The sequence below is a fragment of the Pedobacter sp. MC2016-14 genome (assembly GCF_020991475.1).
In the GTDB taxonomy this organism is placed as follows: domain Bacteria; phylum Bacteroidota; class Bacteroidia; order Sphingobacteriales; family Sphingobacteriaceae; genus Pedobacter.
The window spans coordinates 1,550,995-1,571,120 of the sequence record NZ_JAJMPA010000001.1; the positions used below are offsets into that span (position 1 = coordinate 1,550,995).

The window sequence follows — 20,126 nt, forward strand, 5'->3', positions numbered from 1 at the left end:
GCCCGCAAATGTATGAATAATATTTATTCGATGCAAATAGAAGCTGAAATAATTCTGCGTTAGCTTCCAATTAATTAGCGTCATCTTTTAAATCAAATGCCGTCTCTACCAGTTTTCCTCCGCCACGCAACTGGTTGCGCAGCAGCTCTTCCTGTTCCCTTCTGCTTTTTATGATGTGTAAAGCAGCAAAAAGGGCTTCTATAAAGGAGGTAGGACTAGCCAGGTTTTTTCCGGCAATGTCGTAGCCTGTTCCATGATCAGGAGAGGTACGTACAAATTTCAAACCCGCGGTGTAGTTAACACCGGTATTAAAAGCCATCGTCTTAAATGGAATCAATCCCTGGTCGTGGTACATCGCTAATACAGCGTCAAATTGTTTGTAACTTCCTTTGCCAAAAAAACCATCCGCAGAGTAAGGGCCAAAGCAGATCACGCCTTTGTCAAAAGCTTGCTGTATTGCGGGCATAATAATCTCTTCTTCTTCCTTTCCTAAAAGACCATTGTCACCAGCATGAGGGTTTAATCCCAATACCGCAATTTTAGGTTTTTCAATCCAAAAATCTTTTTTTAGGCTCTGGTTAATGAGCATCAATTTGTTAACAATTTTTTCTTTAGTGATGCTTGCTGCAATGTCTTTTACTGGTATATGCGCGGTAACTACACCTATGCGGAGGTTTTCGCTAATTAAAAACATCAATACATCATTACTGCCACTTTTTTCTTGCAGGTATTCCGTGTGTCCTGGAAATTTGAAGGTGTCAGATTGTATATTGTGCTTGTTAATTGGTGCGGTAACTAGTGCATCAATTTCTCCGCTTACTAAATCGGCTGTTGCTTTTTCCAGCGAAAGCAGTGCGTATTTGCCACCTGTTTCATTTATCGCGCCCAAATCAATTTTTACATCTTCTTCCCAGCAATTGATCATGTTGGCTTTCTTAGGATTGGCCAGGCTTGCGGAATTGATTACATTAAATGTAAAATCACCCATGCCCAATGCTTTTCTGTGGTAAGAAGCTATTTTAGTATGTCCGTATACAATTGGCGTGAAGTGTTCATAAATGCTTTCTTCAGACAATGCTTTGAGGATTACCTCCAGGCCAATGCCGTTAATGTCGCCTACGCTGATGCCAATTTTTATCTTATTGCTCATGCTTCATGTAAAATTTGGTGCAAATTACAGAAATTCCCGGCAAATGCTGAGCACAAGTTTTAGTTTTGCGGTATTGACGTTTTATGGAAGGCTGCAAGGAACTGCGTGAGGAGTTGTCAAAAGAAAGGTAAGGGTAAGCAACTATAGTTATCTAAAATGGAGTGAAACTTAAAAATGTCGTATACTAATTTAGCTCAACACCAGTCCTGAAATTACTTGATGCCTAGCGTCATCCTAAATCGAGCTTGCTTTATTTCGAAAAGGACTGTAGGATAAGTAGAATAATACCCACCAGGGCTTAAAAGCATTCTTTAGTAATTACGATTTAAATGAGAGTCAACAATTTCTTTGGAAGTTGATGAAGTTGGCTTCAATTAGCGGGAAGGTTGGTCTATCTAGCAAGGAACATATGGATATGTTTAGGTTTTATGAAGATTTACATCAACTGGTATTGGCTACGAGTATTCTGCACAATGATCAGGATTAGCTTCAATTACTATCCCAAAAGATACAACAGCATCCAATCTTTAGTCTCGATGATAACTTCTAACCGATTCCGTTATAACGATAATGTGGTAATCCATGTTTTCGGGCTGCCTCCGGCATGCGTATATACCATCAAGCAATCACATTCAGGTTACCTACGAGTCATCTTAAGGGTTGAAAGGCTTTTAAGCTTTTCAATCCCGAAGTTGATTCGAGTTAAGAGTTAAGTTGGTATATACGCATGCCAGACGCATGTAAGAAGCAGTATATTGACCAAATGGGTAGTTGGGAGTGCACAGTAATTTTAGGAGGGTTATAACCTCCCGGCAACTTGCATTTTATTCACAAATTAAATTATTTTAAAATTATAGGACGTTTATTATTTGGATCATATGGGCCAGTTATTGGTCTGGTAGGGGAATAGATATCGTAACGTTTTGGCTATAATTCAAAGGATGCCGATTGACTTAACTACTTTTAAGTAATCTAAATTTTTCACTATGCCTTTACCCGCTCTATTATCCAAAGGAAATTTTATCAATTATCTATTGAGTAACATAGGCGAATTTTAGATGAGCAAAGAGAACGTTTTGAACGCTACCCTAATGTCTATTCTAGCGAATTATACCTGTATAGATTAAAGTATTTCACCATTATAAACAATTAAATTCCGGCAGATACTGAAAAGCCTGTTAGGTTCAAATCAAAATGTATGAATAAAATAGTACGTATAAATCTTTTTTGCATGTTCAGTTTTTTGTTCTTCATTGAACAGTCTGTTGGTCAGTCATTAAATATACCTGGTATTAAAGCCGGCACCGCCAAAATAACCGGACGTTTAATAATGTCGAATGATAGCAACAAGGATAGTAATTTTGTAGATATTGCTGTTTCCTATCCGATTTCCGGAGAGCGCGCTAAATATAAAACCAGGGTTGATGAATCTGGGGAGTTCTCTATTGATACTGATGTTGAAACAGATATTTCACTGGTTGGCTTAAACACAAGTTTAAATCCAGAGAAGGTCTTGTATGTTAAATTGATAAGTGGTGGTGTTACACATATTGAGATTGCTTATAATTCCAGTTTCGATATTGAAAATATAGACGTTAGGCCTGCAATGAATAAAAATGACATGAGCCTGGGCGTGGAGGCCATTGGGAAAGTTATTGAACATAGGCCAAACAGGTTGCCTAAACCACTGTATGACAAAAGCCCGGATGAATTTCTAAATCATGCTAAATTTGTTGTATCTGAAAGATTAGCTATTTTAAATCATGATACCCTACTCTCAAAAGAATTTAAAGTAATGCTGTCTAAAGATTTTCATTTATTCATGTACGTAGGACATGTATTTGATTATGAAGGTGCGATGATGCTCAATTATAGGAACACAAATGCCGATAAAGATAAAAAGCCCGATTTTCATAAAATTGACAGATCTTACTACCGGTTTTTGAAAGATTTTAACCTTAATGATCCAGAATATTTGCTTTGTTTTGCGTTACCAGAGTTTCAAAAAGGAATTCTTCAAAATGAAATATTGGGGATTCCTGTAATCGGGGACAGCGATATTCCCACGTGGTTAGCCGGGGTGAAAGTTGTTTTGTCTGATTTGGTTGGATTTGACAAGGGACCATACTATGATATTTTAGCGGCTAATGCCTATGGTAGACAGCTAAACGAAGAAGTAAGACCACTCAGCGAAAAGCAAAAAAAGAACATCGAAAATTATTGGGGAAAAGGAGAAATTGCAAAAATACTATTTCGAAAAAACCAAAAAGTTATTGAATTAAACAAGTTCAAATCACCTGCTGTTGTAAATGACATCTCAACGGTATCGAATGATAAAATTATAGAAACAATTCTTTCTAAACATAAGGGCAAGGTTGTTTTTATCGACCTTTGGGCAACATGGTGTGCACCTTGCCTGGATGCCATGCAACAATTCAGAAGTGTAAAAAATGAGCTGAGTAATCAGGATATTGCATTTGTGTACTTAACAAATGGCTCCTCTCCCCGTAAGTTATGGGAGGAAAAAATTAAAGGAATAGGAGATGAACACTATTATCTGACAAACCCTCAATGGGAATACATCATGAACCATTTTGAACTTGAATATATTCCCTCTTATCTATTGTATGATACAAAAGGTGTGCTGATCAATAAATTTTCGGCCTTTCCAGGAAATGAACAAGTGAAAGACATGATTAAAGGGCTGTTGTAATGAACAAACTTTTTCAACGCTCAATCGTTACAAAATTCTCATATTATAAGCAACCTGATCACTTTTATGGAGGCCAAGTCTGTAATATAGGTAAGTGCTCAGTAATAAATGGTGTTAGTTTTGCTGATCGAGATGGGTAGATTTCGATCCGATTCAAAATAACAAGTAGTATAAAATTTAACTGGCTTAATCTTCCTGTACGTGTTTCCGGGAGATCTTTAGCTTTTTAAGTTTAGAATTTAATGTGGTTGCAGGTACACCCAGTACTTTAGCCGCGCCCATTGGTCCGGAAATTTTGCCATCGCATTGTTTCAGTACCGCCAGTATATGGTCACGCTCGTTTTCAGCAATGGTTTTTATAATTGTAGACGCTTCGCCGTAGGTCATTCTTTTTCCGGCAACAGGCAATTCTATCTCTTTAATTACCTCGCCCTTTGTAAGCAATATGGTTCTTTCTATAACGTGTTCCAGTTCTCTGATGTTTCCGGGCCAGTCATAAGCCTGCAGTGTTTTGACCGCTGCTTTTGAAAGTCGCTTTGGTTTTTTTGCCGTTTTTTTGGCTTCCCTTAGCAAAAAATGACAGGCCAGTTGTTCAATGTCCTCCCTGCGGTCTCTAAGCGCAGGAAGTTGGATCGGGAAAACATTTAGCCGGTAAAAAAGATCACTTCTAAAGGTGCCCGCCTGCACATCTTGATAAAGATTCCGGTTGGTGGCAGCAATTATTCTAATGTTGATCTTAATGACCTGCGACCCACCTACACGCTCAATTTCTTTTTCCTGTATTGCGCGGAGTAACTTAGCTTGCAGTTCCAGTGGTAGTTCTCCAATCTCGTCCAAAAACAAAGTGCCGTTGTTGGCCAGTTCAAACTTACCTATTCTTCGCGCAATGGCCCCGGTAAAACTTCCTTTTTCATGACCAAATAATTCGCTTTCTGCAAGGCTTGGCGGAAGTGCTGCACAATTTAGCTTAATCATCAGTTTGTCTTTCCTGGATGAGGCATTGTGAATTGCCCTTGCAATGAGTTCCTTACCAGTGCCCGTTTCGCCAAGGATGAGCACAGTACTGTCTGATGGGGCCACCTGCTCTATGGAGCGATAAACCATCTGCACCAGGGGACTATTACCAACAATTTCATCGTAGTTATAGGTAATGGCAATCTGCTCTTTAAGATATGACCTTTCCTCTTCAAGTTGTTGCTTGTAGATATTGATTTCTGCCAATTGCTGCTCTATTTTTTCATTGGCCCTGATGTTGGCCACAGCAACAGAAATTTGCATAGATATGGTTTTTAACAGCTCGAAATAACTATTGGCAATTGAATTTTCTACTTTACAATAGAGGTAAAAGAAACCTACACATTTACCCTGATCAACTATAGGTAAGCCAATCATCTCTTTAATACCCATATTGTGCCAGAAGCCGATCCACACGGGGGCATCCGGCCATTTTACTACCTCATCCAAATAAAAAACAATAGGATCTGTTGCGCCAATCATGGCATGGCAGAGGCCATCTTCTAAAGAATATTTAGCCGTAGAAACCGGAGCTATACCTTCGTTTTTCTGAAAACTTTCCTTCTCATTGTATAAAAATGCACTGTGCGTAGTTTGGTCGTCATTGATCAGGCAAATTACAAAATCTTCGAACAGAAAAAGTTGCTTTAGTTGCTGGTCTATTACATCAAACAGGTCTGCCTTGTTTCTGGTGGTGGCAATTGAACTGCTCAGTTTAAATAATATCGCATTCTCTCTGCTTGTTTTCTCTATTTGCGCTTTCGCAGCCTCTAAAGCATCCTCTAGTTTTAACACAGATGGTTCTTTCATATCGCGAAGATATGACGATTTATCATTAATGCTATCGTTAAATGACGATATATAGTAATTAAAAAGCACTTTTATATGTTGTAAATAGCTAAGCTGTAGGTTGATAAGGTATTGGTATGCTTGTTGGTTAAGCCGCGGTATAAAAAATAAATTTATGAAACCATCAACAAATCTTTTGTCTCCAGACAACCATGCCTTAGTGCTAATTGACTTTGAAGGTCAGATGGCCTTTGCTACCAAGAGTATTTCTATAACAGAATTGCGTACCAACGTTGCCATCATAGCCGGAGGCTCCAGGATTTTCAACATTCCTACTATTGTAACTACTGTTGCGGAAGATTCGTTTGCAGGTCCGGTTTTTTCGGAAATTGAAGAGTTTTATCCACAGGCAACTTCTGGATACCTGGACCGTACAACTATGAATACCTGGGAAGATGAACCCGCCTATAAAGCCATTACCGGAACTGGTAAGAAAAAATTGGTGCTTGCTGGTTTGTGGACAGGGGTGTGTATTGTTGGCCCTGCATTATCTGCCATGGAAGAAGGATACGACGTATTTGTAATTACGGATGCTTGTGGTGATGTAAGTACTGAGGCACATGAGCGGGCCGTGCAAAGAATGGTACATGCTGGTGTTAAGCCTATTACAGCCGTACAATATGTGTTAGAATTGCAAAGAGACTGGGCTAGAACAGAGACTTATGTTGCGGTAACCGACCTGATGAAGAAATATGGTGCAGGTTATGGCCTGGGCATACAATATGCGCATAAAATGGTTAAGCACTAAGTTTCGGCTCAGCAGGATGAAATTGAGGTACAATCTTTTTATGTTGATCGTAGTGCTGCTGTCTGGCTTTTTTCATGAAGATCTTGCAGCGCAAAGCATCAGACTGATGCGTTATGATGAAGACTACAGCAAACTTAAAGATGCTGACAGTACATTTTATAACCGCCTTAAGTATATCCCAATTTCATCTGACCGCGAATTTTACCTTAGCCTGGGCGGAGAACTCCGGTATGAATATGGGCTTAAGGTAAACGAAGACTGGATTAAGGACCAGGGCTTTAATTCTTCATTTCTACAAAGATATGCGGTCTATGCCGATCTCCATACTGGAGATCGGCTACGGTTTTTTGCACAGCTCAATAGTGCCCTTGAGAATGGAAGTAAATACGGTGCCGCGCCTGTAGACGAAGATCAGCTAGTTGTTCAGAATCTTTTTGCAGAGTTTAACTTGTTAAAGACCGGGGCCAAAAGCCTTTCTATTAGGTTAGGCCGCCAGGAAATGAACTATGGCTCTGGTCGCCTGATTTCTGTGAGAGAGGGAACTACCACCAGGCAATATTTTACAGGTGCCAAGCTGATGTACAGTTTGCCAAAATTTACCCTGGATGCTTTTGTGATGGAAGCAGATGAAGTAAACCCAGGTGTTTTTGACAATAAGGGTTCAGGGCAGGCCAACCTATGGGGGCTTTATAGCAATATCATTATAGAAAGGGCTGGTAATTTTGATGTTTACTATCTTGGTATAAAGCGGGACCATGCGCAATTTGAAGAAGGGATAGCAAGAGAGTTGAGGCATACTGTTGCCGCACGCTATTGGAAAAATGGGGGAGGTTTTATCTACAACCTGGAAGCTGCTTATCAGTTTGGTGCATTTGGTGCAGGGAGTATTAGTGCCTGGACCGGGGCAATAGATCTGGGTTATACTTTTGAACAGCTTAAGTTTAAACCCTCCCTTAATTTGAGAAACGACTATATCTCTGGCGATAGAAGTGCAGGAGATGGTAAACTGCAAACTTTCAATCCGCTTTATCCAAAAGGCGGATATTTCGGTTTTAACCCCTTAATTGGTCCAGCTAATTTAGTTGACCTGCATCCCTACCTGGTATTGAGTATGACAGAAAAATTATCCTTGCAGGCAGATGTTGTCTTTAACTGGAGGTATTCAGCTGGCGATGGGATTTACCGCCCAAGTGGCAACTTTAATACTGCAGGGACTGCATCAGCTCATCGCTATATTGGTACAACCTACCTGCTCAGTGCCGATTACAGGTTTACCCCATTGCTGTCTTTTAGCTGTGGTGGGCAATACTTTAAAACAGCTGCCTTTATCCGCGATATCGTTGGCCAGACGTCGGATTCAAGGTTCTTTAACGCTCAAATCTCATTCAAATTTTAACATTAAAAGAAATAAACATGAACAAAGAAACAACCATAACACAGCAATTTGCCATATATAAGCGGTATGTTATACTGCTGATGCTTTCAGTAATTTTTACGGTAACGTCAGCTAAAGCGCAACAAACAACTGCCATAGGTACAACCAAAGTATGGGGTAGCGTTAAAGGTGTTGCAATTGAAGGCGTGGTGCAAGGTCCTTCTGCGCAAGTTAGCGATCTTCAGGTTGCCTGTGTATTTGAATATACAGAAGGGGATATTTTTAATTCTCCGCCGGCTTTACCGGCAGCCCTAAATGGAATGGTACACCTGGACCAGGACATGAAAGGTCTTGTAACGGAACTACGCAAGAGTGGTAAATTTATGGGGCATGCGTACGAAACAATTCTCATCAGTCCGCCAAAAGGAACTATTGGTGCTAAAAAACTACTGCTGATTGGTCTTGGCGACCGTAATAAATTTGAAGCCTCCATTATGACATCGGTAGGTAGTGTGGCCATGAGTGAAGCACTTAGGTTGGGCGTAGGTAATTTCTCTTTTGCCAGTGACCTCAAAGATGCGGGCATAGACTCCCCAACTGCTTTAGTGGCTGGCAATGTGGTAAGGGGAGCTTTTGCCGCTTATCAGACACAGCTTTGGTTAAAGGATCGAAAGATGGCCGAATTTAAGCCGCTCTCAAAAATTATCCTTTTGGCCGGTCCCTCTTTTTTTACCGTAGCCGGAGAAGGAATTGCAGCGGCAATTGCTGATGTCAATAAATAGTGCTGACCATTTAAACTTATACTGATGATACATGCAGATATGATTTTATTCAATGGTAAAATCCATACCATTGCTAAAACCAACAAAGATATTTCCGCAGTTGCGATCAAAGACGGACAATTTACAGCGCTAGGCAGTGATGCAGAAGTGATGAAGTTTTCTGGTCCGCAAACCAAGGTTATTGATTTGAAGAAGAAACGCGTAGTTCCGGGAATAAATGATTCTCACATCCATTTGATTAGAGGTGGATTGAACTATAATCTTGAATTGCGCTGGGACGGTGTTCCTTCACTGGCAGATGCACTCCGGATGCTGAAGGAGCAGGTAGACCGTACGCCCTCACCACAATGGGTAAGGGTAGTTGGCGGATGGTCGGAATTTCAGTTTGCTGAGCGAAGGATGCCCACGCTAGAAGAAATCAATGCCATAGCGCCAGATACCCCTGTGTTTATTTTGAACCTGTACGACAGGGCATTTATGAACAAAGCAGCCCTTAGGGCTGTTGGTTATACCAAAGATACACCTGCCCCTCCCGGAGGCGAAATTCAGCGTGATTCATCCGGGGAACCAACGGGGCTAATTATTGCCAGCCCTAATGCCATGATCCTGTATGCTACACTTGCTAAGGGACCAAAATTAGCGCTTGAACATCAGGTAAATTCTACCCGTCATTTCATGACAGAGCTAAACAGGTTTGGAATTACGAGTGTAATTGATGCAGGTGGAGGTTTCCAGAATTTCCCGGACGACTATAAAGTGGTAAATGAATTGAATGAGCAAAAGCAGCTTACGGTACGTATTGCCTACAATTTATTTACGCAAAGGCCAAAGCAGGAGTTTGAGGATTTTGAAAACTGGACTTCTTCTGTAGAATTGTACCAGGGTGATGATATGTACAGGCACAATGGAGCTGGTGAAATGCTGGTGTTTTCTGCGGCTGACTTTGAAGATTTTTTACAGCCAAGACCAGACTTACCCGAGAATATGGAGGCCGAGCTGGAACGGGTGGTTCGTTTATTGGTAGAAAAAAAGTGGCCATTCAGGCTGCATGCTACTTACAACGAAAGCATCGGGCGTTTCCTGAATGTTTTTGAGAAAGTAAACCGGGATTTACCTTTTGCGGGTATTCCATGGATTTTTGACCATGCAGAGACCATTGATGAAAGAAATATTGAACGGGTAAAAGCGCTTGGTGGCGGGATTGCTATACAAAGCAGGATGGCCTATCAGGGAGAATATTTTACCGATCGGTATGGAGAAAAAGCTGCCTTGCAAACACCGCCAGTAAAAAAAATGCTGGAAATGGGTGTGCCTGTAGGTGGTGGATCTGATGCTACCAGGGTTAGTAGTTATAATCCCTGGGTTTCCATGTACTGGTTATCAGCGGGCAGAACAATTGGTGGGCTTAAGATTTATGATGAAAGTACTACTTTAAGCAGGGAAACCGCATTGGAACTCTATACCAGGGGAAGTGCATGGTTCTCTAATGATCAAAGTAAAAAAGGTGATATTGCTATAGGTATGTTTGCAGATTTAGCGGTTCTTAACAAGGATTATTTTAAGGTAGATGAAGAAGAGATAAAGGGCATAGAAGCAGAGCTTACCATTGTTGGGGGGCAAATTGTATATGCCACAGATGATTTTTCGGAATTTTCACCGCCAAAAATCCCCGTATTGCCAGACTGGTCGCCCACTGCATTCCACAATGGTTACTATAAAGCCCAGGCACCTGCCCAAGCTAAGGTAGTAAACATTCACTCTTGCGCAGGAAGCTGCAATGTACATGCGCACAACCATGACGTTGCGCGCCATAGTCACCTTCCAATTAATAATTATACGGCCTTCTGGGGTGCCCTGGGCTGTTCTTGTTTTGCTTTTTAACCATGAATATAGAAACACTAATCAAAACGCTGCTTTATTCAGATCTGGGATCTGAATTTAACAATATAGCCATACTCATCTTCCGGATGCTTCTGATGCTGGAGTTATTTCGTGTCCACGGACTCAAAAAATTCAGGGTAGAAAACGGACATAAAGAGCATGTTCCAAACCCCTTACACCTCCCAGAGCAACTGAATGGATTAGTGGCAACTTTCTCTGATACGGTAGTTCCTTTTTTGGTGATGCTGGGTGTGGGTACGCGACTGGTACTATTGCCCACAATTGGGGTAACTGCAATAGGGTATTTTGTTGTGCATAGAAAAGATTCGCTGGAGGTAAGGGATGTTCCATATATGTATACGCTTTCTTTATTGTTCCTTTGTGCTGTAGGGCCTGGAACTTATGCTGTAGACAGTTATTTGCTGCAAACATTTTTTAACTAAATAAACAGATATGGAAATTAAGAAAAGTATAGGGTTTGTAACACTGGTACTCACTATAGTTGCCGGTTATTGCGATACCATCACATTTGTGGCGGCTGATAAAATTTTTTCTGCCCATGTAACCGGAAACTTTATCGTTTTTGCTTATCAGATGATTAAAGGTGCAGAACCAGATTCATGGGTCAAGTTGTTAACCTTTCCTGTTTTTTTGCTTGCTGTGATGACCGGGGGCTGGATTTCATCAAGAATAAGAAATCATCATTTTTTGTTGTGTTGTGAAGGGATACTTCTGATTTTGGCTGGTGCCCTGGCGTATGTACTTTGTGATACTGAAAGCGAGCTGACCACAATTTCTATGTATGTTGTAACCATGATAGTGGTCTTTGCAATGGGCTTTCAGAATGCTTTTGGAAAACTGTTTGCGAAAGAAACACATGGCCCAACAACCATGATGACAGGGAATGTAACCCAGGTAGCGCTGGACCTTAGTGGTTTGTTTGCGACTGGGTTTACCGGTGCAGATTACTGGGTAAGTTTAAAGAAAGGCTTAATTACCCTTGCCGGGTTTTTAATAGGATGTGTGTTGGGAGCAATTGCCGGGCAATGGTATGGTCTGGCGGGGGTGGTTTTGCCTGGCGTGGCAATGGTGATTTGCTATTTTTCTACACCTGCACAAGAAGGAGTATAAAATGGAAAAAGAAACAGGAAGAATAGAAGCCTTTAGCGATGGTGTATTTGCCATTGCAATAACCTTACTGGTATTGGAACTCCATATTCCTGAACTTAAAGAAGGAGAGGGGCCAAAAGACCTGCTGTTTAAACTGGTAGCGCAGTGGCCCGGTTACCTGGCTTTTATGCTTTCGTTTTTTAGCATTTTCATCATGTGGGTAAATCACCACAAGCTCTTTAAACAGATTTACAAAAGAAACACCGCCATTATGTTTTCTAATGGCATCATCCTTTTTCTGGTATGTTGTGTTTCTTATACCAGCGCATTAATGGCCAATTTTTACGATACACCTTCCCGGCAATTGACCATAACTATTTACAGCGGTACTTTTGTACTGGTTAACCTTTCTTATAACTTGTGCTGGTTTTTGGCTTCAAGGGACCGGAGTTTGCTGAGGCCGGAGCTTGGAGAAACTGAAATTAAAAAAATCAGAAACAATTACTTTTACGGACTGCCCACTTATCTGGCAGCATTTGCGCTCTCCTTTTATTTTTCCGTCACCGCACTCGCAATTAATGTTTTATTGTGGGTTTTCTGGGCAGGATCTTCAGGCAAAATAGAAGTCAAAAACAAAATGATGGCAAAAAGCTTTTTTAAAACAAATAACTAAATTCATAATCAACATTAAAATCAGGAAAACATGAGTGTAATTACAGTTAAAGACGGTACACAAATTTATTACAAAGATTGGGGCACAGGACAACCAATTGTATTTCATCACGGATGGCCTTTATCAGCAGACGATTGGGATGCCCAAATGATGTTTTTTCTGGTTAAGGGCTATAGGGTAATTGCACATGACCGCAGAGGACATGGACGCTCCGGACAAAGCTCTGGCGGAAATGATATGGATACCTATGTGGCAGACATTGCTGAATTAACAGCAGCACTGGATTTAAAAGATGCCATTCATATTGGTCATTCAACTGGTGGCGGCGAGGTGATCCGTTACGTTGCCAAACATGGAAAAGGTCGTGTAGCTAAGGCGGTATTGATTAGTGCCGTTACACCCATTATGGTTCAAAATGATAGCAATCCAGAAGGTGTGTCATTATCTGTATTTGATGAAATACGCTTAGGAACTGGATTTAACAGGGCACAGTATTACTACGATTTCCCTATCGCCTTTTATGGCTGGAACCGCGAGGGTAAAACAGTTGCCGAGGGAATTAAGCATAACTGGTGGCGTCAGGGTATGATGGGCTCGGTAAAAGCGCATTATGAAGGCATCAAAGCTTTCTCTGAATCAGATTTCACTGAGGATCTTAAAAGTGTAGAGATTCCGGTGCTGGTAATGCATGGCGAAGACGATCAAATTGTGCCTTATGGCCAGGCTCCCAGAGCTGCAAAACTCCTTAAGGATGGAAAACTGATTTCTTACCCGGGTTTTCCTCATGGCATGCCTACTACGGAAGCAGATACCATCAATAAAGATCTTTTAGCCTTTATTGAATCCTAAATTTCCAAATACCCCATGTTATAGAAGTCTGCTGTCAGTGATAGCAGGCTTTTTTAATATAAGGGGCTATTCTTATTTAGTGTGTTGTAAAAGGTACTGTAAATTAACGGTTGTCTAAAAATTTATGGTTATAAAAACCCTGCCAAAATTTGTTTTTCTGAAAAAACAAATTTTTTTATACTTAAATCACCTTAAATTGATGCTTATTCCCATTTAGGAGTGTGTATTGGAACATTTGTTGTAAAATGTATTTTGAAAAACAAAAATACATCTACCTATGAATAACTTAACTTTCAATACCCAGGTTTGCAGCCTCCGCCCTTCTTTAAGTCAGTTTGCGTTGAAATTTACACAAAATTTTGATGATGCAGATGATCTGGTTCAGGATACTTTACTTAAAGCAATGCGTTATGAAGGCATGTATAAAGAAGGCACTAATCTTAAGGGCTGGTTATACACCATCATGAAAAATACTTTTATCAACAATTACAGAAGCTCCACCAAAAGAAATCAGGTGATGGATACCTCTGAAGATTTAAATTCTGCTCAGTTGTCCAAAAGCGCGTCCAATAATGCTGGTGAAAACAAGTTTATACAAGAAGACATCAATAAAGCAATGGGTGCCTTACAGGCAGATTATTACGTTCCTTTTATCAAGTATTTTCAAGGCTTCAAATATCATGAGATTGCCGAAGAACTTGATATCCCGATAGGAACGGTTAAAACCAGAATCCATGTGGCCAGAAAAATTCTGAAAGCCAACCTTAAAATGTACAGCCAGGAATTTGGTAATAAAAGGTACATCGATTAACAAGTTCATCAATACCGCAAACCCTGGTACTTTATAATGGAAAAATTAAGTAGGCTTATAGGTGCTGCCCGCTCTGGCGACCTTGATATTTTGAGAGAAATGATTGCCGATGGGGCTGACTTGGATTGGAAGGATGAGAAGGGATATACGCCACTAATCATTTCATGTTATAACAATAAAATTGAGGCTGCTGCTTTATTGATTAAAGCAGGTGCCAATGTAGATGCTTGTGATATTGGTGGCAATACGGCCTTAATGGGTGTAAGTTTTAAGGGTTACCCGCACATTGTCAATTTGCTAATTGATCATGGCGCTAATGTTGATTTACAACATGGGAATGGAGGAACAGCATTAATGTTTGCTGCAATGTTTGGACGTAACGATGTATTAAAGATTTTAATTGATAAAGGGGCTGATAAAAGCCTTGTAGACGTACGCGGTCTTTCTGTATTTGATCTGGCCGCGCAGCAGGGCAATGAAGAAGCATTAAGCTTGCTCTATAAAGATTGATCATAAAAAAAGGCCGCTCATAGCGACCTTTTTTTATGAATGACTTATGCCGGAATTTTTCTGGGCACTTCCCGCTCCCAAAAACGATGCTGAGCGATAGCCGTGATAAATTGTTTTGCCAATTTGCCCGCATGGTCTCCAATGACAATTCCTTCTTTTAATACGGTTTCATCACTAAAGTCCGTAGGTAGTTTTTTAATGAAATAGGTAGCTTCTAAAACCTGCATTGCCCCAGTATCTGCTGCAATGGCTTTGCAATGTTTAAAAGACTCATTAAGGAAATGAATAGCATCTGCGTCTGCTTCCAGACTGGCAACGCTGTTGGTTCCACCGGGGACATACACAGCATCAAACAATACAGAGGCAGCGCCCAAAAAGCTTTGGTCTACCTCAATGTTTTCATCCTTTGTACCAATAATGTAGTTAAGTCTTGGTGCAATCACTTCCACCACGGCACCTTCAGCTTCTAACGCTTTTTTTACCGTAAGCAGCGATTTTGCATCTACACCATCAGCAGCCAGGATGGCTATTTTCCTGCTTTTAATGGTATTTTTTATGGTGCCCGCCATACTTAGTGCAGCTGATTTGTCCAGTGATCCTTCAACTTGCACCGACTGGTAGTCTGCCGCGTTTGCATCGGCGGGAATACTTTGGTTGCCTGGCAAATCTGCTTTTTCAGGTAAATGCAACCTTAACCCGAAGGCCACTTCTGCCGCTAATCCTTTGTCAATCTGTTCCAGGATCCCCAACATTCTAACCCTGATGGCGATAGTTTTTACTTTTCCAAGTTCAAAGGTAAGTGCATCAATAAGGTGGTTTTTTTCTGGGTCGGACTGGCTATTGAAAAACAGGCGTGCCTGACTAAAGTGATCAAAAAAGCTTTTACTTCTGGCTCGTACCTTATGTGCTTCTATACGTTCTCCATAACTTACAAAACCGCCATCCGCCTCTTTTACCTGGGCGGGGTCATTATTGCCGAGGGAATTGGGGCTATAGCTTACTTTACCTTTGTTGATGGTTTGACGCATATGACCATCGCGCTGATTGTTGTGGACGCCCACAACAGGGCGGTTGATGGGGATTTCATGAAAATTTGGACCACCCAGACGCAACAACTGCGTATCAGTATAAGAGAACAAGCGGCCTTGTAACAATGGATCGTTTGTGAAATCTATTCCGGGAACAATATTTCCCAGGTGAAAAGCCACCTGTTCTGTCTCGGCAAAGAAGTTGTCAGGATTGCGGTTAAGTGTCATTTTACCCACACGCTGTACTGGTACTAGTTCCTCTGGGATTAATTTTGTAGGATCTAAAAGATCAAAATCGAATTTGAATTCATCCTCTTCAGGAACTACCTGAATTCCCAATTCCCATTCTGGAAAGGCACCACTTTCTATGGCATCCCAAAGATCCCTGCGATGAAAATCAGGGTCTTTACCCGAAATATTTTGTGCTTCGTCCCATGCTACCGAATGCACACCTAACAGTGGCTTCCAATGGAATTTCACAAAGCTTGATTTCCCTTCAGCATCAATTAAACGGAAGGTGTGGACACCAAAGCCCTCCATCATTCTATAACTTCTTGGAATGGCCCTGTCACTCATTGCCCACATGATCATGTGCGCAGATTCTGGTACCAGAGAGATAAAATCCCAAAAGGTATCATGGGCAGAAGCCGCCTGTGGTATTTCATTGTCAGGTTCTGGCTTAACAGCATGTATCAGATCAGGAAATTTCAAGGCATCCTGAATAAAAAATACAGGCATGTTGTTGCCTACTAAATCAAAATTGCCTTCCTGAGTGTAAAATCTAACAGCGAAGCCGCGAACATCTCTTGCCAGATCGGTAGAGCCTTTTGAGCCGGCTACGGTAGAGAAACGTACAAATACAGGTGTTTCCAATGCTGGGTCGAGCAGGAATTTTGCCTTTGTTACCGCAGCTAAAGATTCATATACTTTGAAAGTTCCATGCGCACCAGATCCCCTGGCATGAACTACCCGTTCGGGGATGCGCTCATGATCAAAATGAGTGATCTTTTCCCTGAGTACAAAATCTTCCAATAAAGTAGCTCCACGGTCGCCTGCTTTTAAAGAGTTTTGGTCGTCATTGATCTTTAACCCTGTGTTTGTGGTCATTGCCTGGTTGGTCGCGTCAGCAGTATGCTCGGCCAGCTTTTCGGTTTTTGTATTTTCCGGCTGTTGCACCAAATGCTTATCTATTGCAGTTTCTGTTCCTAATTTAGGAGGTGTGTTTTTCTTGCTCATGTGGATTGGATTAAGCTTCTTCAGCCGCTTTATAATTTACGCTGCTTTCTGCAACATCGGATAGTTTTTGATCGGCGGCCTTTTCTTCCGCTAAAGTCTGGGCCAGCAATTCTGCAACCTCATCAAGACCAAGTGTCACCGCAAGCTGGTATATGCCGCCATAAGTGGCAATTTCATAATGCTCTACTTTTTGCGAGGCCAGTATAATCCCTACATCTCTGGTTGCAGTTCCGGCTTCTGTACTTTCAACAATGCCTTCGGCCTCTTTGGAAAGTCCTTCCATCGCATCACATTTTTTTGCCTGTACTTTTTGGCCCAAAAGCCCAAATACCTTTTCCAGTCTGCTTACATGTACTTTCGTTTCTTCAAGGTGGTCGCCAATTGCAGTAGTCAACTCAGGGGAGCTGGCAGACTGCTGCATTTTAGGCAGGGATTTTACCAAATGGTTTTCTGCCCAATAAATGTCTTTGATGCAATCAAGAAATAATTCCATTAAAGCAGGCTCTGCTATGGGGTTGGTTTTGGTGCTGAACTTGGCATCACCGGATTTTTGTTGTTTCATAGTATGGTAGGCTATTTACCTACCACAACACAACTCTTAGGTTTATGTTTGTCCTTCTTAGCAATAATGTAAGAAAGGGGGATTTGACTTATATATTAAGGTGTTAGCAGTAATTTGCCAGGGTGCAATGTCGTCAGTTTAAAGGCAGGCTAAAATGAAATGTTGAACCTTGATCGGGTTCACTTTCTACCCATATTTTTCCATGATGATGGTTAATGATCTCTGAGCAAAGGTAGAGCCCAATTCCAAATCCAGAGATGAGATGCATTTGGTTGCTTTCTACCCGGTAAAAGCGGTCAAAAAGTTTTGGAATATCAGCAGCAGCAATACCCATTCCAAAGTCTTTTACACTGATTTGAGCTGCAGAGGCGGTGGTTTGACACTGTATTTCTATTTTTTTTATGCCATTAGGCGAATATTTAATGGCATTGCTGATCATATTTGAAATCACCGATCCAATTTTATCGCGGTCGGCTTTTACAAGAACAGGCGCGCAAGGTTTAAATATAATTTCGTGAGCGGTAGAAAGTAGTTCTGCCTCTTCAATATTTTCTCTAACCAGCTCATCCAAATAGAACTCCTGTAGCACGAGATGAATTTTGCCCGATTCTAGTCGGGAGATGTTTAGAAACCCATTGATCAGGGTAGTCATTCTTTTTACCTGGTCAGTAACTTTGCTCAGTACATTTATAGCAAAGGAATCCTCCTGTTTTTTAGCCTTGGAATGTAAGATTTGTGCATAGCCATTTAAGGAGGTTAATGGGGTTTTCAATTCATGACTTACCATCCCAATAAAATCATTCTTCCGCTGCTCATCTTGTTTTTGTTCAGTAATGTCCATTACTACACCAGAAAATATAGTATAGTTGCCCTGGTTATCCTGATGAATTTTACCCAATGAGCGTAACCATATGATTTTCTCGTCGTTAAATCGTCTCATGGTATAAGTCATATCGTAAACTCCACCATGAGTAATGGCTTGCTCAATTTCCCATTCCAGTTTTTGCCTGTAATCATCTGTTACCCGGGAGATGGCCTGCTCATAGGTCATTGGCTCAGAACCTTCATATCCAAATAAAACAGCAAGTGTTGGGTTGTATTCTAATGCGTTAGTTGCAGCATTAATATACCATGAGCCCATTCTGGCCGCTTCAATGGCCAGTCCAAGTTTAACCTCTGCACTTTCTTTTTCGTTACGTGCATTGACCAGGTCAGTTACATTTGTAGCTACGATAATCACCTCTTCAATGCTGTCCTGGCTTGTTTTTACTGGTTTAAAAATGAAGTTAAAATAACCGTCTTCCGGCTGCCCATCTGATTCAAATTGCGCACGAACCTCATTTCCATAATACGTTTCGCCAGATCTGGATACCATTTTTAACAACTCCTGTAATGGCCGTCGCTCTTGCTCAGATAAGGCTGCCCGGAGTGATTTCCCTATAATGTCTGATTGTTTGTTCAGGATCTTAAGCCCTTCATCATTTACAGCATCAATGACATAATCTGTTCCTTTTAAAACACAAATGGCCACAGGTGCCTCTATAATCAGGTTCCGGAACCGGGCTTCGCTCCTGGCTAGTACAGCAATTAACCGGTCCTGGTTTTCCTGAGCTTCATGCAATTCCTCGTTTGTGGCAGCAAGCTCTTCGTTAGCGGCCGACAGCTCTTCATTAATGGCTGATTGCTCTTCCATTAATTGTTGTTCACGGATCCGTGCAAGTGCACGGCCGGTCACGTCAATAGTCAAAGCCACTATGCTGTGTGTGTTACCCTGATTATCTTTAATTGGGGTGTAAGAAAAATCTCTGTATACAGGAGTTTTAACACCATCTATGATCAGTTCTGCATAGGCTTCGCTTTTGCTAAACGGGCTTCCCGTAACATATACTTCATTTAATATCTCTGGAAATTCCTGATCCAGGAGCTCGGGCATAACTTCCGTTAGCGGTTTGCCAATGATGTTCTTTTTACGCTTCCATAATTGCAGCAGTTTAGCATTAACCAGCTCAAGATTCATTTCAGCGCCTTTAAGTACACATATACCTGCGGGCACTTCATTGAGAATGGTTTCCATGAGAATATGCTGCGATGTCAATTCGGCTTGCGCCAGAAGAAGGTCTGCTGTTCTCAATGATACCTTATTCTCCAGTTCATTGTTCAGCTCCTGTAAGTTTTCCTGAGATTGCCTCAGGTTTTCTATGGTGGCATTGAGTTCTTCATTTGCTGCGGCAAGTTCTTCGTTGGTGGCCGCAAGTTCTTCCTGCAGCGATTGCTCATTGGCCTTTGCCAAATCCAACTGCTTTTGAATAAGAAGGTGTTCGGTTACATCGGTTACGCTAATCACTGCATAGGCTCCGCTGCCATTGACTTCTATAACCGGAAGCAGTTCCAGCTTCCACCACCGCTGAATGCGCAGGCCATTGCTGATGATAAAAGTTTCAAATTCAGGTATGTTGGTCTGTTCATTATTTTGTATGGCATACGCCAGGCAACTATCTAAAAGTTGTTGTTGTCCATTTGTTCCATCTTTTTCCAGCTTCAATAAGTCAAAAAGCGATTGACCTGAGGCATGTGCTTCCGCTATGCCGGTTAATCTTGAAAAGGAATCGTTAATTGAAATGACCGTGTAAACTGAAGCATCTGTTCTAACAATGATGCGCGGAACATTCATTGTAAAGTACGCCCTGAAGAATGTGTCTTTTAATTTTTCCATCAAAATTAGCCCAATAAGGGCGAAGATAAATAAGCTATAGGTAATATACCAACTCTGTACTTCTTTTTGAGCTATTTAAAATGATATTGTAAGTTTAAATAGCTATTTAATGGAGATAAATG

The 20,126-nt window shown here is 41.2% G+C and carries 16 protein-coding genes; 11 read left to right on the forward strand and 5 right to left on the reverse strand.

What is annotated here, in order from left to right; translation table 11 throughout:
* Nucleotides 1–70 precede the first annotated feature (70 nt).
* On the reverse strand, nt 71–1,150 hold the full coding sequence (pdxA, locus tag LPB86_RS06470; protein WP_230641938.1) for a 4-hydroxythreonine-4-phosphate dehydrogenase PdxA: 1,080 nt from the start codon (nt 1,148–1,150) through the stop codon (nt 71–73).
* A gap of 1,198 nt (nt 1,151–2,348) precedes the next feature.
* On the opposite strand from pdxA, the gene LPB86_RS06475 reads away from it, so the two are divergent.
* Nucleotides 2,349–3,863 carry a TlpA disulfide reductase family protein gene (locus LPB86_RS06475; protein ID WP_230641940.1) on the forward strand — a complete coding sequence of 505 codons (1,515 nt, stop codon included), beginning with the start codon at nt 2,349–2,351 and terminating at the stop codon, nt 3,861–3,863.
* Between the two features lie 186 nt (nt 3,864–4,049).
* Here the strand turns inward: LPB86_RS06475 and LPB86_RS06480 are convergent, their stop codons facing one another.
* Nucleotides 4,050–5,687 (reverse strand): sigma 54-interacting transcriptional regulator, encoded by a 1,638-nt coding sequence (locus LPB86_RS06480; RefSeq protein ID WP_230641942.1) that lies wholly within the window; start codon nt 5,685–5,687, stop codon nt 4,050–4,052.
* Nucleotides 5,688–5,841: 154 nt separating this feature from the next.
* Between LPB86_RS06480 and LPB86_RS06485 the strand changes: the two genes are divergently transcribed.
* The 10 genes from LPB86_RS06485 (at nt 5,842) to LPB86_RS06530 (ending at nt 14,465) form a co-directional block, all read left to right on the forward strand.
* The gene (locus LPB86_RS06485) at nt 5,842–6,474 is read left to right on the forward strand and encodes a hydrolase (RefSeq protein WP_230641943.1); all 633 of its coding nucleotides are present in this window, start codon (nt 5,842–5,844) and stop codon (nt 6,472–6,474) included.
* Nucleotides 6,449–7,870 (forward strand): alginate export family protein, encoded by a 1,422-nt coding sequence (locus tag LPB86_RS06490; protein ID WP_230641945.1) that lies wholly within the window; start codon nt 6,449–6,451, stop codon nt 7,868–7,870. The genes LPB86_RS06485 and LPB86_RS06490 overlap by 26 nt, the downstream gene beginning before the upstream one ends.
* 17 nt (nt 7,871–7,887) lie before the next feature.
* Nucleotides 7,888–8,631 (forward strand): M17 family peptidase N-terminal domain-containing protein, encoded by a 744-nt coding sequence (locus tag LPB86_RS06495; protein WP_230641947.1) that lies wholly within the window; start codon nt 7,888–7,890, stop codon nt 8,629–8,631.
* Between the two features lie 24 nt (nt 8,632–8,655).
* Nucleotides 8,656–10,512 (forward strand): amidohydrolase, encoded by a 1,857-nt coding sequence (locus LPB86_RS06500; protein WP_230641949.1) that lies wholly within the window; start codon nt 8,656–8,658, stop codon nt 10,510–10,512.
* Between the two features lie 2 nt (nt 10,513–10,514).
* Nucleotides 10,515–10,955 carry a DoxX family protein gene (locus tag LPB86_RS06505; RefSeq protein ID WP_230641951.1) on the forward strand — a complete coding sequence of 147 codons (441 nt, stop codon included), beginning with the start codon at nt 10,515–10,517 and terminating at the stop codon, nt 10,953–10,955.
* Between the two features lie 10 nt (nt 10,956–10,965).
* Nucleotides 10,966–11,643 carry a YoaK family protein gene (locus tag LPB86_RS06510; RefSeq protein WP_230641952.1) on the forward strand — a complete coding sequence of 226 codons (678 nt, stop codon included), beginning with the start codon at nt 10,966–10,968 and terminating at the stop codon, nt 11,641–11,643.
* 1 nt (nt 11,644) lies between these two features.
* Nucleotides 11,645–12,295, forward strand: coding sequence for a TMEM175 family protein (locus LPB86_RS06515; RefSeq protein WP_230641953.1), 651 nt, complete (start codon nt 11,645–11,647; stop codon nt 12,293–12,295).
* Between the two features lie 30 nt (nt 12,296–12,325).
* Nucleotides 12,326–13,144, forward strand: coding sequence for an alpha/beta fold hydrolase (locus LPB86_RS06520; RefSeq protein WP_230641954.1), 819 nt, complete (start codon nt 12,326–12,328; stop codon nt 13,142–13,144).
* A 277-nt stretch (nt 13,145–13,421) separates the two neighbouring features.
* A complete protein-coding gene (locus tag LPB86_RS06525; RefSeq protein WP_230641955.1) occupies nt 13,422–13,955 on the forward strand; it encodes an RNA polymerase sigma factor in 534 nt (177 codons plus the stop codon).
* A gap of 36 nt (nt 13,956–13,991) precedes the next feature.
* On the forward strand, nt 13,992–14,465 hold the full coding sequence (locus tag LPB86_RS06530) for an ankyrin repeat domain-containing protein (protein ID WP_230641956.1): 474 nt from the start codon (nt 13,992–13,994) through the stop codon (nt 14,463–14,465).
* A 44-nt stretch (nt 14,466–14,509) separates the two neighbouring features.
* Here the strand turns inward: LPB86_RS06530 and LPB86_RS06535 are convergent, their stop codons facing one another.
* From LPB86_RS06535 to LPB86_RS06545, 3 genes are all read right to left on the reverse strand, one after another.
* Nucleotides 14,510–16,729, reverse strand: a complete 2,220-nt coding sequence (locus LPB86_RS06535; RefSeq protein ID WP_230641957.1) for a catalase — start codon at nt 16,727–16,729, stop codon at nt 14,510–14,512.
* A 10-nt stretch (nt 16,730–16,739) separates the two neighbouring features.
* A complete protein-coding gene (locus LPB86_RS06540) occupies nt 16,740–17,291 on the reverse strand; it encodes a ferritin-like domain-containing protein (RefSeq protein ID WP_230641958.1) in 552 nt (183 codons plus the stop codon).
* Nucleotides 17,292–17,424: 133 nt separating this feature from the next.
* Nucleotides 17,425–20,004 (reverse strand): ATP-binding protein, encoded by a 2,580-nt coding sequence (locus LPB86_RS06545; protein WP_230641959.1) that lies wholly within the window; start codon nt 20,002–20,004, stop codon nt 17,425–17,427.
* Nucleotides 20,005–20,126 lie beyond the last annotated feature (122 nt).

What these genes read in the sequence shown, in the direction of transcription:
- pdxA (WP_230641938.1), bottom strand. Translation starts at nt 1,150, where the DNA reads ATGAGCAATAAGATAAAAATTGGCATCAGCGTAGGCGACATTAACGGC.
- LPB86_RS06475 (WP_230641940.1), top strand. Translation starts at nt 2,349, where the DNA reads ATGAATAAAATAGTACGTATAAATCTTTTTTGCATGTTCAGTTTTTTG.
- LPB86_RS06480 (WP_230641942.1), bottom strand. Translation starts at nt 5,687, where the DNA reads ATGAAAGAACCATCTGTGTTAAAACTAGAGGATGCTTTAGAGGCTGCG.
- LPB86_RS06485 (WP_230641943.1), top strand. Translation starts at nt 5,842, where the DNA reads ATGAAACCATCAACAAATCTTTTGTCTCCAGACAACCATGCCTTAGTG.
- LPB86_RS06490 (WP_230641945.1), top strand. Translation starts at nt 6,449, where the DNA reads ATGCGCATAAAATGGTTAAGCACTAAGTTTCGGCTCAGCAGGATGAAA.
- LPB86_RS06495 (WP_230641947.1), top strand. Translation starts at nt 7,888, where the DNA reads ATGAACAAAGAAACAACCATAACACAGCAATTTGCCATATATAAGCGG.
- LPB86_RS06500 (WP_230641949.1), top strand. Translation starts at nt 8,656, where the DNA reads ATGATACATGCAGATATGATTTTATTCAATGGTAAAATCCATACCATT.
- LPB86_RS06505 (WP_230641951.1), top strand. Translation starts at nt 10,515, where the DNA reads ATGAATATAGAAACACTAATCAAAACGCTGCTTTATTCAGATCTGGGA.
- LPB86_RS06510 (WP_230641952.1), top strand. Translation starts at nt 10,966, where the DNA reads ATGGAAATTAAGAAAAGTATAGGGTTTGTAACACTGGTACTCACTATA.
- LPB86_RS06515 (WP_230641953.1), top strand. Translation starts at nt 11,645, where the DNA reads ATGGAAAAAGAAACAGGAAGAATAGAAGCCTTTAGCGATGGTGTATTT.
- LPB86_RS06520 (WP_230641954.1), top strand. Translation starts at nt 12,326, where the DNA reads ATGAGTGTAATTACAGTTAAAGACGGTACACAAATTTATTACAAAGAT.
- LPB86_RS06525 (WP_230641955.1), top strand. Translation starts at nt 13,422, where the DNA reads ATGAATAACTTAACTTTCAATACCCAGGTTTGCAGCCTCCGCCCTTCT.
- LPB86_RS06530 (WP_230641956.1), top strand. Translation starts at nt 13,992, where the DNA reads ATGGAAAAATTAAGTAGGCTTATAGGTGCTGCCCGCTCTGGCGACCTT.
- LPB86_RS06535 (WP_230641957.1), bottom strand. Translation starts at nt 16,729, where the DNA reads ATGAGCAAGAAAAACACACCTCCTAAATTAGGAACAGAAACTGCAATA.
- LPB86_RS06540 (WP_230641958.1), bottom strand. Translation starts at nt 17,291, where the DNA reads ATGAAACAACAAAAATCCGGTGATGCCAAGTTCAGCACCAAAACCAAC.
- LPB86_RS06545 (WP_230641959.1), bottom strand. Translation starts at nt 20,004, where the DNA reads ATGGAAAAATTAAAAGACACATTCTTCAGGGCGTACTTTACAATGAAT.